Source organism: Proteus sp. G2669 (assembly GCF_009915245.1).
Lineage (GTDB): Bacteria > Pseudomonadota > Gammaproteobacteria > Enterobacterales > Enterobacteriaceae > Proteus.
This window is the reverse complement of the sequence record NZ_JAABLX010000026.1, coordinates 92,363-108,204: the sequence shown is the minus strand read 5'-3', so window position 1 is coordinate 108,204 and position 15,842 is coordinate 92,363. Positions and strand designations below refer to the sequence as shown.

Genomic DNA, 15,842 nt, shown 5'->3' with positions numbered 1-15,842 from the left:
ATTAATCACTCATCAATGAGATTTAATAAAGCATCCACATACTTGATAACATCAACACTGGCTTGTTCCATATGTTCGATATACCGAGTTACCGCCTCTTGATTGCCCTCTATATTGGCGCTCAGCGCTAAACGACCACATTCATGCACTAACTTATGGGGTTCTTCTAGGCGACGAAAAGCCTCAGTATTTGCGAATTTCCGACCATCTCCTTGATAATACCATTTTCCTAATCGGCACTCTGTATGCTGATTAACACTGTTTTCATCATCATGATTAAGTAAGTGGATGTAGATAGCTTCTTTCCATAAAACATGATCCAGTTTGATGGTATTAAAAAACTGTTCCATCGCAATAAACGTAAAAAGATGTTTTAGGTCACCTGCTTGTTCTGATAATGACACCAAGTTCTGGTGGCCTTCTACAACCAATTGTTTAACTTGTTGTACATGTTCTCGGTTTTTTTCTGTGACTTCTTTAATAAGAGTAAAGCGAGCATCTAAATTATTATTAATGGTGGCAATAGAAGAGGCTTGTTGCTGAATTTCTAAGGATAACTTTTTCATCTCTTGAGCTAATACGGCAAAACCTGCACCTTCACGGCCGATATGACCAGCTTCAATCGCTGAATTTATCGATAAAATATTAGCCTGATTTGAAAGCCTATCAATATTGCAGGCGCTATCTTTGATTTTTTTTAACCAGCCTGAAAAATTGTCTATCTCTTCTCTGCTATGTGTAAAATGCGCATCAATTTCATTTAAAAATTGAGCTAATGACTGGGAATTATCTAACATTTCACTAAAGAGATGTTCCATTTCCTCAAGCAGATTAAGCTTGTCTTGTAGCTTATTGCTGGATATTAAGATGGAATTTCGAATAAGCGTGATTGTGTGAATATTGCAATCAGTGTGTTTAATAAAAAGCGAATTATAGTCAACCATAATATGACAACCCTAGTGTGCCCACCGAATAAAGAGCCTATAGGTTAATGAGAAATTTGGTATTTTCTGTCACATTTGATAGTCATTTATTGCAATGAAAAAAAACGCGTCAAAAGACGCGCTAAATAATGTGAAAATAAAGATTAGATATTAAAGAAAAGCGAAGAAGATCATGCCTATAACTGCACCCGTTGTGCCAAGAATAGTCTCCATTAAAGACCATGTTTTTAAGGTTTGTGCTTCTGTAGCACCAGTAAATTTACCAAATAACCAGAAACCTGAGTCATTAACGTGGCTAAGAATAATAGAGCCACCAGCGATACACACTGATAATGCCGCCATTTGAGCGCCACTGTAACCCAACTCATTGATAACGGGTAAAACTAAACCAACTGCGGTTAAACAAGCAACCGTTGCAGAGCCTTGAATAACACGCACAGCACCAGCAAGAATAAAACACGCCACCGCAATTGGCATACCAGCACCAATTAAAGCATTACCTAATGCAGGGCCAACACCTGAATCTACAAGTACTTGTTTAAAGACACCACCCGCGCCAGTAACCAGTAAGATGATCCCCGCAGGTTGGATTGCTGCAGAACAGATTTCCATTACTTTTTCTTTGCTCATACCACGACGGATCGCAAGACCGTAAATAGCCACTAAACAAGCCACAAGAATCGCAATAAATGGATGACCAACAAATTCAAGGATGTTGTACAGCTCTGAACCTTTCTCAACGAAACGCGCACCAATAGTTTTGCATCCCACTAACACTAAAGGTAATAACACCAGTGCAAGACTGAAACCAAAAGAAGGCATTTTGTTTTGGCCTAAACTTGGTTCAGACAAATCTTTTGGTAATTCTAAGGTAACGTAACGGCTGATAAAGTTACCGAAGATAGGACCTGCTAATAACATGCCCGGAATAGCCGCACACAGACCAATTAAGATCATCCAACCAAAATCAGCATTCATTTGGTCAGCTAACAGCATCGGTGTTGGTCCCGGTAATAAGAAGGCGGCAGCACCAGCAACACCCGCAAACAGAGGGATCGCCATTTTTACCACATTGCCACCAGTACGGCGAGCAACAGCAAATACAACACCAATTAACAAGACAACGGCGACATCAAAGAACAGAGGTAGAGCACAAATTAAGCCAGCAATACCCAATGCGTAGTTAGCTCGTTTCTCACCAAAATATTTTAATAATCGAACTGCGATTTGGTCTAATGCCCCAGTTTCGTGTAGCACTTTACCGAACATTGCACCCAGTGCGACCACGATAGAAAGGAAACCTAATGTTCCGCCCATTCCGTTTTGCATAGTTTGCGTGATTTTTTCAAGAGGCATTCCAGAGAAAATACCTGCGCCGATAGCAACAATCATCAATGCAATAAATGCATGCAAACGCGCATACATAACGAAAAAGAGTAATAATAGAACCGAGCCAACCGCAGTTAGCACAAGCGTTAATGTACTCATACTGTTTCCCCTTCAAAAGCCCCTTGTGTCACTGAATTTATTTTATTGATTGCACTTTCAATTACATCATCAAGTGGCATTGAAATATCAATTTCATACACATCATTTTCAGCGTTGGTTGGCTCTTCTAAGGTTTCAAATTGAGTCACTAACATTTGAGGTTTAAAGAAGTGCCCTTTACGTGCTTTTAAGCGGCTTTCAATCAGCTCATAGTCACCTTTTAAATATAAAAAGTGCAGGCATTGATTGCCGTCTCTTAACATATCACGATACTGTTTTTTCAATGCAGAACAGACAATTAGCGATACGCTATTAGTTCTTTGCATCGCAAAAGCAGCATCATTGAGTGCTTGTAACCAAGGTTTGCGATCTTCATCATTTAAAGCATGGCCTGATGCCATTTTTGTAATATTTGAGCGAGGGTGTAGGAAATCACCGTCTAAAAATGCGGCACCTGTACGTTGTGCCACACCACTTGCGACCGCAGATTTACCACTGCCTGATACCCCCATTAAGATGAAAACATGGTGTAGGGATTGGGTATCGTTCATAGAATGCTCCTTTAAGGCAGATATTAAGTCTTTTTTGTAATGTTACCCGTAACTGTTACGGGTAACATATCCGAAGTGGTAAGGTAAATACAACAACGAAAATCAACTAAGAAGTGAAAATGTGAGGCGACTCTCAAATGAAAGTAAGATGATCTACAAACTGACAACAAAATATTGGAGAAGCAACTCGATATTTATTTAAGGCTCAATAAAAAACCCTACTGTTAATTATTTCATAACAATAGGGTTATTAAATGATAAATCTAAATATTATCAATAACTTAAATTATTATATGCTTTCACCTGTAATAATGCGAAAACCAACATCAATAACTTGTCCTCGAGCAATTTTGCCTTTCATACGCTTAAGCAATAAATCTGCCGCTTGTTGTCCCATTTCATCACGCGGAGTAAAGATACTCGCCAGACGAGGTGTCATTACTTGCCCTACGTCATGTCCATGAAAACCAGAGATGGCGATATCATTAGGCACTGAAATACCTAAGCGCTGGCACTCAAAAACAGCACCAATAGCGATATCATCATTGGTACAATAAAGCCCGTCTAAATCAGGGTATTGTTTACGTGCTGCATGTAATAATTCAGCACCTAAAGAATACGACGAACTTTTCGGTGTCATTACACTGCCTGTCGGTAAGCCTGCATTTTGCATCGCTTTCTCGTACCCGTTTAAACGCATTAGAGTACGCTCATCCTGTCTTGCACCAAGATAAATAACACGCTTACAACCGCGCTTGATCATTTCACTGACCATCTGTTGTGATGCATCAATGTTGTCTAATCCCACGGCAGAGTCAAAACAAGGTGAAACGCTATCCATGATTTCCACCACAGGAATACCTGCTGTTTCTAGCATTTTTATTGTTTTTGGCGTGTGTGTTCTTTCTGCAAGAATAAGCCCATCAATATTATAAGAGAGCAATGAAAGTAGGCGTTCTTCTTCTTTTTCAGCACGATATCCGTAGTGCGCTAACATGGTTTGATAACCGTATTTATCGGTCACTGATTCAATACCACGAATAACTTCAGCAAAAACTTGGTTAGTTAAAGAAGGTAGCAATACCCCAATCGCATGACTGGTAGAATTAGATAAAATATCAGGGGCGCGATTAGGAATATAATTAAGACTGTCTAACTCGCGCGCAATTTTTTCTCGTAAAGCTTCAGAGACCTGTTCTGGGTTACGCAAAAAACGACTCACTGTCATTTTGGTAACACCAACTCGCGAAGCTACATCCTGTAATGATGGGCGTTTTTTCTTCATTTTATATCGCAACTATCCAAAAACACTCGTATTAATACGCGCTTTAATTTTCCAAGAACGCTGATTATAGCCCTAGGTTATACACTATTTCGAATAAAGTTTTTCAGATGTGTGCTTAGATTTGATTTTGACTGATGATCCCTTGACTTAAGCCAAAGGAAATATAGTATTCTTCGCTGTATAATAAATGAAACAACGATATCAATATAAAACAATAAACAGTGTGAACTTATGGCGATCCGTAGACGACAATTTCTAACTTACCTCACAACAATTGCGACATTATCTGCACTTCCGCATTCGGTAAGAGCCGCGATAACCTCGCGTATTGCAGCACAATTTGGTCACGTTCCGGCATCAACCGCGATCCATCGCGTGATCAGTGCAGGACCTCCGACCGATCAATTATTGCTCGCATTAGCCCCTGAAAAACTATTAGGTTTCTCATCCCTTAACTTAGAGAAAAGCCCTTTATTTGCAGAGGATTTACGTAAATTACCCCGTTTAGGGCGATTATCAGGACGAGGAAGTACCCTCTCTTTAGAAGCCTTACTAACGTTAGAACCCGATGTCATTATTGATAGTGGAAATGTAGATGAAACCTATCGCTCATTAGCGAAACGCGTTTCCGATCAAACGGGTGTGCCTTATGTGTTAATTGATGGCACATTAAAAGATAGTCCTGCCCAATTGCGTCAAACAGGCGCTTTATTAGGGGTTACAGAAAGAGCAGAAACATTAGCGCTAATTGCAGAGCAATATCTTAGTGATGCCGCCTTGTTTGCTTCTACACAAAAAACAAACCCTCGTTTTTACCTTGCTCGTGGAGCGAAAGGATTACAAACAGGCGCAAGAAGCTCTATTCATACCGAAGCTATTGAAACATTAGGCTTTGAAAATGTGGTAGATATTCCTAATTTCACTGGGTTAACGGATGTTTCACCAGAACAACTGTTGATGTGGGATCCTGAAATTATCATCACACAAGATGAAAATGCCTATCAGCAAATTATGCAAGATTCTGTATGGAAAAGCATTCAAGCAGTTAAAAACAACAAAGTACTACTGTTTAAAGGCTTACCATTTGGTTGGTTAGATGGTCCTCCGGGTATCAACCGTTTAATGGGGATGCGTCGCTTACAAAGCCATTTTGACGCTCGAATAGAAAAACAAGCTGCTCAAGATCTGCAAAATTACTTTGCTCATTTTTACCATACGCAATTAAGTGCTGAACAATGTCAGCAATTATTGGGGTATTCATGAGTCAATCAGTACGCATCACGCTTTTATTTGCGTTATTCTCCATTGTTGCGTTAATTGCGATCACAAGTGGTAAGTATTCACTTACTACCAATGAGCTATGGACTCTAGTGAGTAATAAATTAACGGGCAATGTAGAGTATAACCGCACTGAAACTGTCTTTTGGCAAATAAGATTTCCCCGTGTTCTGGCGGCAATTTTAATTGGTGGAGGATTGGCGATTGCGGGTGCGGCTTATCAAGGCATGTTTCGTAACCCTTTAGTATCACCTGATATTCTTGGAGTTTCATCAGGTGCAGGCGTAGGAGCTGTATTAGGTATTTTTCTTGGGCAATCCATGTTGTCAATTCAACTTTTCGCTTTTGCGGGCGGTTTAGCAACGGTTGCTCTAGTCTACTTTATTGCGAGGCTCGCAAAACAACACGATCCAGTACTCTCCCTTGTGTTGGTTGGTATTGCTATTAGTGCATTATGTGGCTCCGCAATTTCATTAATGAAAATCCTTGCTGATCCTTACACTCAATTGCCTTCAATCACCTTTTGGCTCTTAGGCGGTCTTTCGACTATTACCGCTTCTGATTTAATTTCCGTTGCACCTTTAATGTTAGTCGGATTTATTCCACTCATTTTATTACGCTGGCGTATGAATATTCTCAGTTTATCTGATGAAGAAGCCAGAGCATTAGGTTTAAACGTCGAAGTAACCCGACTTGTCTTTATTTTGTCTGCGACATTAATAACTGCAAGTGCAGTTTCTATTGCGGGTATTATTGGTTGGTTAGGTTTAATTGTTCCCCACATTGCAAGACTGTTAGTGGGCGCTAACTTCAGTCAACAGTTCCCAGTTTCCTTGCTTGTTGGCGCTATTATGTTATTAATCACTGACACATTAGCCCGCACAATTGCCAATATTGAACTCCCTTTAGGCATTTTAACCTCCGCCATTGGTGCGCCATTCTTCTTAATGTTGTTACTGAGAACGAGGAAAGGCACATGATCATTGCTAATGCAAAGCAACTCGCCATTGGTTATAAAGGCAAAACCTTAATTAAAGATCTCTCATTTCACATCAAACAAGGGCAAATCATCTGCTTATTAGGCGCTAATGGTTGTGGTAAAACAACGCTAATGCGAACGCTATTGGGTCTGATACCTTGTATTGATGGTGAGATTAATATTGCGGGTAAAATACTAAGTGAGTGGTCACCAACAGAACTAGCCAAAGTGGTGGCATATGTACCTCAAGCAACACATATCCCCTTTTCTTTCAATGTTATTGATATGGTTGTAATGGGGCGAGGTGCGCATCTCTCCTTTTTTTCGATGCCTAGCTCACAAGATAAAACGATGGCAATGGAAACCTTAGAAATGCTCTCGCTTTCTCATCTTGCTCACCGAACTTTTGATACCTTAAGTGGCGGTGAAAAACAGATGGTATTAATTGCACGCGCTTTAGTGCAACAACCCAAATTGTTGATTATGGATGAACCCGCAGCAAGCCTTGATTTTGGTAATCAAATCAAACTGCTTACCCAAGTTAAAGCATTAAAAGCATTAGGGATCAGTGTTTTTATGTCCACACATCACCCTCAACATGCCGCTTCTTTGGCAGATGATGTCATTTTGCTGACACCTCATGTGCCCGTTTTGCAAGATAGACCTGACATTTTGCTGACACCCGATAATTTAGCGCACCTTTATGGTGTACAACCAACAGATATTCAGGCGCATTTTCACGCCTACTCTGATAATAAAAATGACCATAGGCAAGAATATGAACACAATTGAAACCACAGATTTTGCTGAACTTTATAAAAACCATATGGTACAGGCAGAAAGAACCAAAAAAGAGCCTGAGCATTGGGATAAACGTGCTGAAAAAATGGCAGAAACCTGTGCCAATCCTAACGATCCCTATTTAATAAAATTTCGTGAAATGATGGATTTCACTGGTGCTGAAACTCTCTTAGATGTAGGCTGCGGTCCTGGCTCTATCAGCATTCATGTGGCAGATAAATTCAAAAAAACCATCGGTATTGATTACAGTACAGGAATGTTAGCAGTCGCTAAACGCAGAGCCGAACAAGCAGGCATCAACCACGCAGAATTTATAACGTGCTCATGGGAAGATAGCTGGGATGAGCTTCCTCGTTGTGATATTGCTGTCGCTTCACGTTCAACATTGGTCATGGATTTACAAGCAGCACTATTAAAACTAAATCGCCAAGCCAAATTACGTGTTTATACCACTCACACCGTTTCGCCAACCTTTGTTGATCAACGCATTATTCGCTTACTAGGTCGTGAGGTTCCTACGCTTCCAACGTACATTTATGCTGTGAATATGCTAAACCAAATGGGTATTCACCCTAAAGTGGATTATATCCGTAGCCGTAATTGCCAAAGCAATTTCAATAGCCTTGAGCAATTTATTGAGGGTATTAATTTCTCTGTAGGACCTTTAAGCGAAGACGAAATTGTACGCCTAACAAATTACTATCATGAAAGTATTGAAAAAGGTGTTTCACTGATTTCGCCAACTCGTGATTGGGCAATGGTTTCTTGGGATGTCGTTCCTGAAAGTGAGCTGAACCTATGATTTATTATCCTGATGCCTTTCTTGATAATTTGTTGATGGAAGATATCCAATATGGCGACCTCACCAGCCGAGCGCTGAATATTGGTGATCAACTAGGCACAATGACCTTTACACGCCGTGAAGCGGGTTGCGTCAGTGGGATCACTTTAGGTTGTCGCTTATTGGAAAAATTAGGATTAAGAGTAATCGCACATCAACAAGATGGCGATTTTGCTAATGCAGGTGATTGCTTAATCACGGCAGAAGGCCGTGCTGATGCACTACATCAAGGCTGGAAAGTGGTACAAAACGTCCTTGAGTGGAGTTGTGGCGTGAGTGATTATATGGCAAGAATGCTAGATATTTATCACCGCTATCAACCTAAAGGGCAAATTGCGTGTACACGTAAAAATATCCCTAATACTAAATTACTGGCGACCCAAGCTGTACTGGCGGGCGGTGGTGTCATTCATCGCCAAGGTTGTTCCGAAACTATTTTGCTCTTTGCTAACCATCGTCGATTTTTATCAGAGCCTGATAATTGGGCACAACATGTTAAACAGTTACGCCAAGCTGCACCTGAAAAATGCATTGTTGTAGAAGCTGATGATATTGAACAAGCAAGAGAAGCGTTAAAAGCACAACCTGATATTTTACAGCTCGATAAGTTCTCTATTGAAGATATCGCACAGCTACAACAAGAAATACCTCACATTGCACCTCATTGCCATCTTTCCTTGGCAGGTGGTATTAACTTAAACACAATTGAAAAATATGCACAGACAGGCATCAATTTACTGGTGACATCTGCGCCTTATTATGCACCACCGACGGATATTAAAGTTCGTCTTTACCCAAAAAGATTAAATTAAAATAACAACTTATAAGTAAGTGAGTATTTACATATTTAATCAATAATAAATAAAGACAACATCTACTGAATGTAAAAGAAGTTATAACAAGGAAATGGTTGTAATGGCATAGAGGAACATCTTTGCTGAGCTTCTTTTATATGAATTTGTTGCTTTATTTTATAAAAAAACCGAGCGCTAACAGATGTCAGTGCTCTTTTTGTTCATTTATTTTTACGCATATCGTTATATAAAAAATTATATATAGATTGTGAACTGAGATTGGAATGATGAAATTAAAACCTCTATGCTGCTGTTTATCTCTAGCTCTATTACCCAGTATTGCTCTTGCTGACACCAATTATGGGCAATCTACTCCCGACTTATTAACCGTATGGAGTAGCCCAATTGCAGCAAACCCAGATATATTAACGCAAGAACAAATGCTTGAACAAAATAAGGTCAATGCGGCGCAAGCCATTGCAACATTACCTGGTGTTGTAATGCAAAAATCGGGTAACCGTAATGAGTACACCATTAAAGTACGTGGTTTTGATAGCCGTCAAGTACCTGTATTCTTTGATGGTATCCCGACTTATGTTCCTTATGATGGTAACTTAGACTTGGCTCGTTTTACCACAAACGATCTGGCAAGCATTGAAGTCAACAAAGGCTATACCTCATTACTGCAAGGCCCTAACTTAATGGGTGGTGCAATTAATATCACTACTGCGACGCCGAAAAAGCCATTAGAAGGAAGCATTGCTTATTCTCAAGGTTTTGCTCGTGGTGCTGATTATGCACACAATATGAGTGCACGCTTAGGTGCGCGTAATGATTTAGGCTTTATTCAAATCAGTGGTAGCCAATTAAAACAACGCTTTACTCCAATTCCTGGTGCTGATGAAAATAATGTGGCTGCGGGAACTCATGGACGTCGTGATAATTCAGCAACAGATGATAAACGTGGCATGATCAAAGTGGGTTGGACACCACGTGCTTCTGACGAATATACCCTAACTTATGTAAAACAAGACGGTGAAAAAAATAGTCCACCATCAACATTGGGTAAAGGTAAATTTAAATATTGGGCATGGCCGGATTACAACAAAGAAAGCTATTACTATAGCGGTATTACTCAAATTACTGATGGTATCAAATTACAAAGCCGTGCTTATCACGATAAATTTGAAAATACCCTTTATATGTACCCTAAAAAAGGTGATACACCTGATTACAGTCACTATGACGACTACAGTACAGGTGCTGCATTACAATTAGGTATCGATACCCGTGAAAATGATCTGCTCTCTTTCGCTGCTCACTGGAAAGATGACGTTCACCGTTCTCAAAAAGAGAAAAATGGTGATTGGATGCGTTATAAAGACAGAACATGGTCTTTAGCAACTGAATATCAATGGGCTGCCACTAATGATCTCGATTTAGTGGGTGCAATTAGCTATGACTGGCGAGATAGCGTTGAGACTGACAAAGGCGCTGATGATAACAAACAAACAGCCTTTAACTGGGAAATGATGGCAAAATATTCATTAGCCAATGATGATGCTGTACGTTTCTCTGTGTCTGATCGTAGCCGCTTCCCTACACAAAAAGAACGTTACACAAGTGAAAAACCCAAAGATGGCTCTAAAGGGATCATCAATCCAGATTTAGATCCTGAACGCGCATTATCTTTCGACTTAACTTATGAAGGACATATTACGGATAAATGGGGTTACCAAACCAGCATTTACTATAACCGTGTCAGTGATGCAATTATGGCACACACCGTTTATCGTGGTGGCAATGCATTCTTCCAAAACCAAAATAGTGGGCGTGTTGACTATGTTGGGCTTGATTTAGGTACTAAAGGTAATGTGACAGATTGGTTAGAGCTAGGCTTAAATTACAGCTATATCCATAGCGATCCTAAACAAGTAGCACATGTTGAAGGTTTACCAAAACATAAAGCCTATATGTGGATGACATTTATTCCTGTTGAACAGGTTCGCTTTACCATTATGGAAGAAGCACAAAGTTGGACCTATAACCGCATTGATGAAAATGACAAACTGGCAGGTTATGCAAAAACTGACCTTCGTTTAGATTATGATTTTGGGTATGGAGTTTCTGCTAATGCTTCTGTAAATAACCTTTTTGATAAGTCTTATGAATATACTCAAGGTTATATGGAAGATGGCCGTAATTACTGGCTAGGTATTGAATATAAATTTTAATTTAAATTATTATTTATAAAAAAAAGAGCTGATATCTATCATATATCAGCTCTCTTTTATTCGTAAAAAATCTTATCTTCCATAATATTACTCAATATAACCTTAGAAACGTAGAAATCCTTTTGCCATTTCTAGTAATGTATTCATTGTACTACTAACTATTTTAACAAAATTATCATAATTACTATTTGCAGTGCTGTATTTTTTAGAAAACTCATCAAGATTGTTATTTAGTTTTTTCTCAAATGAATCTAACATCTTTTTTAATAGATCAAACTCTGTCTGTAAAATATCTTGTGATCCCAATCCTTTATCTTTTAAAGATTTTAACAAGCTTTCAAGATCAGTAAAATCAATTTGTACATTGAACCAAAACTCAAGATAAGGATCCAAATAATGGTCACTACCTTCACCATTACCTTTAATCACTTTTACACCTTTTATTCCATTCAACAAATTTCCTAAGGCCTTCATTGCTCTGTTAATATCATCTTTATTATCATAGAAAATTTTCTCTCCTTTTATTTCACGGTAGTAACGCCCTTCCTTATCTTTCTTAAAAAATAAATCTAAGCTTAATAGTGGCTTACCACTATACTTATTTTTTAAATCTTGTAGTTCATTATAAAAATCTTCAAGATGAATATTAATACGGCCTTCTTTTTTAGCGGCTTTAGTCGCTTCACTCAATTTAGATAATAACGTTCTTATTGCACTCACAAAATCCATATAATTTGAAAAAAGATCTTTTAATACATCTAAATAATCTGCCTTACCTGTATTAATCGTCGATTTAATATCATCAAAAAGATCACTTAATGAATCAATAAATTTATTTTTATCATTATTACCTAAGTCTTCTGCTGTTTCTATTTTAGATATAGATGATAAAATATCTTTACTTTCTAATCTACTAGAATTATATTTTTGATTTTCAACATATTTAGATAAACTATAAGCGATTTTTTTTGAATTTGGATTATCAACGAATGACACATCAAAATCTTTGATTAATTTTTTGCTCGCTAAATAATCCTCATTGCGTTCAATATTTTTTACTATATTATTAAGTTGATCTTTATCCACTTTTTTTTTAGTTAAATATTGAGAATAAATATTTTCTTCATTAGGTAAATGATAAGATCCCAAATTATTAATCATAATTAACCTTTTAAATTTGAACCTATTGTAGATGCAACATCTTGTGTTGCACGAATAATAGTTTCGATACCTTGTAAAAGTGCTTTGATAATATCGGCCTCATTTCGCTGTAGTTCATTATTATTATTAACTAATTGTCCTGCAACGGAAGTTGCGGCATCATTTCCTTTTACTTCAGCTTCAATACGGATTGCCTCAGCTTGCATAGGTTGTTCCGCTATCCCACTCAATGAAGGTGCAATATTCGTTAACGTATTTCCTTTTAATATTGTCTGGTTAGTATTTCCAGTGACTAATCCTTTTCCCATACCAAAAATAGACATAGACGCACCACCAATATTTAAGCCTAATGAAAGCCCTGCACCAGTTACTGAAGCAGCTACAACCATATCTGCTTTTTTATTTAAAATATTTTTTGAACTATCGGCTAATATTATCTCTATACTCATTAACATATTTCCAAGCTCTCTAGATCTTTCGAACTTTTCAATCATTGCTTTGTAATAATTAATAAAAAGATTAATTAACGCCATCATATCATCTGATAAAAAATTAAACTCACCTACTTTTATAACCGTATTTTCTCTTAAATTAGACTTTGATAACTCCAATTCATCCAAAAATGATTTCATTTTACTGTGATTATATTCCGGCCCTTTTAATAAAGGCTTATTTTCATTTATTCTTATGTTATCTTTGCTAAAGCTAATTCTAGTGAGATATTCTGAAGATGTTTTATTGGGTGTTTTTAGCCCTTCAATATTCTCTATTTCATTTTCATTCCTAATATTTGATACATCTTTATTAAAAAGAGTATTTAAAAAGTTATGATTATCAATTTTCATATCCATTTTATATTCCTTTTTATTAAGCAGAGATTCTTTTCGCTATGTTAGATTTAACTTTACTACTTATAGAGTAGCTATCACTCATATTTTTTAATATTTCCGTAATTGTATCCATATTATCACTATATTCTTCCATGATTTTATCCATAAACTTCTGAATTAAATCTAGAATTGCATTTAACTTTTTACTATCAGCAACTGATCTCATAATATCGGCTGATATTATATTGCTATAAATGTTAATAGTATTGGATGTAACTGAATTTAATAATTTAGCACTTACAGCTATTCGATGAATTGTATTCACCGCTTTTTCTGACATATCTTCTGTTATCATATGGCTAACTTTATTTAATATAGTAGTTATTTTTTGCAATAATACATTGTCGGTAATTTTTGTAATCGCTTTATTTATTGCTTTCAATATTTCTTCCATTGCTTGCATAATGATTTCTTTAATCATATTACCGAGCATTTTCTCAAGACAATCATTTAATACTTTTTTTAATGTCTGTTTAATTTGCTCATTGAATATTTTTTTCGCTGCATTGGTTATGCCATTAATTGCTGGCCCCGCAACAAATGTTAATGCTATAGCAGCAACAAATAAAATAATGGTAATAAAAATTTTTAGTGCCATTTTCATTTTGTCATATATTTCTTTTTTAATATCATCAATTTTATCGACAAGACCTAAATTTTTAAGCGTGTCTAAAAAAACTTCAAACATATCCATTAAAGCATCAACCATTTTATCAATCACTTTCATAATGGCTTCTGAAACAGGTGCCATTATTTCATCCATAAAAGATTCACCATGAATGGCCTGATAAATCTCATCAGCGACTGTTAATGCTACATCTGCAACTAAAAGTGTTACAGCCACGGCCATTAATGCTAAAGAGGCGCCAGCTGTAAAAACAGCCGCAATACCGGCAAAAATAGCGAGAAAACCACCTAAAATCTTTAAACTAATTCCTGCCCAATATTGAATTTCTTCTTGTTTTTTAATTTTTACTTTTTGATCATCAACCTTATCTCTCAATGATTTTTCTGTTACTTTTTGCATTTCTTCAAAAAGCTTTTGCTCATTTTCAGAACGTTGTAGCATTACTTTCATTGTTAGCTCTCTAACTTTAGCAAGTAAAAAAGTAAGTAATGCCAAACCTGATAAAGAGCGAGAGGCTATTTCAAGTTCTATATGACTCTGGGTCAAAGTCAGGTCAATATAAGCCTTTTTTGCACTTTGCATTTTCTTAGTAAGAAGATCATCACTCTTATTATCAATAATATTCTTAAGATGATTAAAATTTGTTGAGATTGATTTTAATTTTTCGTCACTCATCGAGACATGGGGAGCTATATTTGATATTTCCTTAAAAAAATCCAATATATCACTGTGTAAATCATCAAGATCATATAGCTTATTTTTAGATATATCATTGGGAAGATTTAAAGCAGGATATTTCCCTATTAAATAATCTTCCATTTCAGATTTATTATTAAATTTTTTATGGATAAGATCATTAACAATCTCTTTTGGAATATTTTTATTATTTAAATATTTGCATACCTCACTTTCTGTTTTTAATCCTTTTTCTTGTATAGAGTTATATACTGCCATCCAATAATCAACATTGGCATCTTGGTATTTTTTTACATCACCTAAAATAGATTTATAATCTTCAACCAATCCTGCTATTTTCTTTTCTAAATAATCAAATTGATGTAAAAAATCTTCGAATTTATCTGTGTCTTTAATAGAGTTTAAAATACCATCATTAATTATTCCTTGATACTTTAATTGTAAATCCAAATAATTATTTTCTTTTTTTTTCTCTTGACTACTCCTTTCTATTCTTCTTGATTTATTTTGAGATGAATCACCTACTTCAGGTTTTATATCTATATTAGAATTTACATTTTCCTGCTCTTCAGGTGGCCTTAATATAGGTACTGAAATGTTTTCATTTTTTTTTATAAAATATGAAGAAATAATTTTCTTGTTACTGTCATTGACTGTATTTTCTTTTTTCGTCAAGTTCTCAACAATCTGATCCTTTTCGTCCATTTTTAATGAGACTAAACGATTAGATATTAAACCATTAACAATAGTATCACTCATTTTCATCTCCTTTATTTTCATTAATGACGACCAAAGGGATATCTTTTAAAGATGTTAAATAAATCTCTGCTTTCTCTTTTATGATAGGATCTTTTATATTTAACGATACTTGATGAAAACAATATTTTGCTTTCTCTTTTTCGCCTAAAGATAAATTACATTGCCCAGCATAAAACATAGGCCTATAATCATTATTTGCATTTAAATAAGCTAAAGCATAAAGATCTATGGCGGCTTGATACTGTTTTTTTAATTGCTTAACTGCAGCAAGTCCCATGATATAATCAACATTATAAAAATCATAAAGACATAAAAATTTGAAAATAGCTTCGGCTTCATCCAACTTTCCTTTTTGGTAGAAATCGTAAGCAAATGAATAAATTCCTTCCATAAATCCTTCTGGAATTGTGCCTTCATCTTTAATAGTCTTACCATTTTGGACAATGGAAACAATGTAACTTGCTAATTGATCAAGTTCTTTTTCTGACATCTTTTCATATAGTGACATGATGT

Annotated in this window: 14 protein-coding genes; 6 read left to right on the top strand and 8 right to left on the bottom strand. The window is 36.3% G+C overall.

The genetic code is table 11. From position 1 onward, the window contains the following. Window positions 1-5: 5 nt before the first annotated feature. From GWI68_RS08050 to gntR, 4 genes are all read right to left on the bottom strand, one after another. On the bottom strand, window positions 6-944 hold the full coding sequence (locus GWI68_RS08050) for a CZB domain-containing protein (RefSeq protein ID WP_166539945.1): 939 nt from the start codon (window positions 942-944) through the stop codon (window positions 6-8). Between the two features lie 150 nt (window positions 945-1,094). Further along, a complete protein-coding gene (gene gntU / locus GWI68_RS08045; RefSeq protein ID WP_088494488.1) occupies window positions 1,095-2,432 on the bottom strand; it encodes a gluconate transporter in 1,338 nt (445 codons plus the stop codon). Further along, window positions 2,429-2,983, bottom strand: coding sequence for a gluconokinase (gntK, locus tag GWI68_RS08040; protein ID WP_166539944.1), 555 nt, complete (start codon window positions 2,981-2,983; stop codon window positions 2,429-2,431). The genes gntU and gntK overlap by 4 nt, the downstream gene beginning before the upstream one ends. A 289-nt stretch (window positions 2,984-3,272) precedes the next feature. Further along, complete coding sequence (gntR, locus tag GWI68_RS08035) at window positions 3,273-4,268, bottom strand: gluconate operon transcriptional repressor GntR (RefSeq protein ID WP_109408387.1); 996 nt, start codon at window positions 4,266-4,268, stop codon at window positions 3,273-3,275. 231 nt (window positions 4,269-4,499) lie between these two features. Here gntR and GWI68_RS08030 point away from each other — a divergent pair, with 231 nt between their 5' ends. The 6 genes from GWI68_RS08030 to GWI68_RS08005 all read left to right on the top strand — a co-directional run bounded on the left by GWI68_RS08030 (window position 4,500) and on the right by GWI68_RS08005 (window position 11,195). After that, entirely contained in the window at window positions 4,500-5,531 is a 1,032-nt protein-coding gene (locus GWI68_RS08030) for an iron ABC transporter substrate-binding protein (protein WP_166539943.1), read from the top strand. Then, window positions 5,528-6,526, top strand: a complete 999-nt coding sequence (locus GWI68_RS08025) for an iron ABC transporter permease (protein WP_166539942.1) — start codon at window positions 5,528-5,530, stop codon at window positions 6,524-6,526. Before GWI68_RS08030 ends, GWI68_RS08025 begins: the two co-directional genes overlap by 4 nt. After that, window positions 6,523-7,317 (top strand): ABC transporter ATP-binding protein, encoded by a 795-nt coding sequence (locus GWI68_RS08020; protein ID WP_166539941.1) that lies wholly within the window; start codon window positions 6,523-6,525, stop codon window positions 7,315-7,317. Before GWI68_RS08025 ends, GWI68_RS08020 begins: the two co-directional genes overlap by 4 nt. Then, complete coding sequence (locus tag GWI68_RS08015; protein ID WP_166539940.1) at window positions 7,304-8,128, top strand: class I SAM-dependent methyltransferase; 825 nt, start codon at window positions 7,304-7,306, stop codon at window positions 8,126-8,128. Before GWI68_RS08020 ends, GWI68_RS08015 begins: the two co-directional genes overlap by 14 nt. After that, window positions 8,125-8,979: a ModD protein gene (gene modD / locus GWI68_RS08010; protein ID WP_166539939.1), complete on the top strand. Its 855-nt coding sequence runs from the start codon at window positions 8,125-8,127 to the stop codon at window positions 8,977-8,979. Before GWI68_RS08015 ends, modD begins: the two co-directional genes overlap by 4 nt. A 269-nt stretch (window positions 8,980-9,248) precedes the next feature. Further along, on the top strand, window positions 9,249-11,195 hold the full coding sequence (locus GWI68_RS08005; RefSeq protein ID WP_166539991.1) for a TonB-dependent receptor: 1,947 nt from the start codon (window positions 9,249-9,251) through the stop codon (window positions 11,193-11,195). Window positions 11,196-11,297: 102 nt separating this feature from the next. Here the strand turns inward: GWI68_RS08005 and GWI68_RS08000 are convergent, their stop codons facing one another. From GWI68_RS08000 to GWI68_RS07985, 4 genes are read right to left on the bottom strand one after another with little or no spacing between them, the layout of a single operon-like run. Continuing rightward, on the bottom strand, window positions 11,298-12,356 hold the full coding sequence (locus GWI68_RS08000; RefSeq protein ID WP_166539938.1) for an IpaD/SipD/SspD family type III secretion system needle tip protein: 1,059 nt from the start codon (window positions 12,354-12,356) through the stop codon (window positions 11,298-11,300). Between the two features lie 2 nt (window positions 12,357-12,358). Further along, the gene (locus tag GWI68_RS07995; RefSeq protein WP_166539937.1) at window positions 12,359-13,207 is read right to left on the bottom strand and encodes a type III secretion protein; all 849 of its coding nucleotides are present in this window, start codon (window positions 13,205-13,207) and stop codon (window positions 12,359-12,361) included. A 16-nt stretch (window positions 13,208-13,223) separates the two neighbouring features. Continuing rightward, on the bottom strand, window positions 13,224-15,329 hold the full coding sequence (gene sctE, locus GWI68_RS07990) for a type III secretion system translocon subunit SctE (RefSeq protein WP_166539936.1): 2,106 nt from the start codon (window positions 15,327-15,329) through the stop codon (window positions 13,224-13,226). Next, the gene (locus GWI68_RS07985; RefSeq protein ID WP_166539935.1) at window positions 15,322-15,837 is read right to left on the bottom strand and encodes a SycD/LcrH family type III secretion system chaperone; all 516 of its coding nucleotides are present in this window, start codon (window positions 15,835-15,837) and stop codon (window positions 15,322-15,324) included. Before GWI68_RS07985 ends, sctE begins: the two co-directional genes overlap by 8 nt. Between the last annotated feature and the right edge of the window lie 5 nt (window positions 15,838-15,842).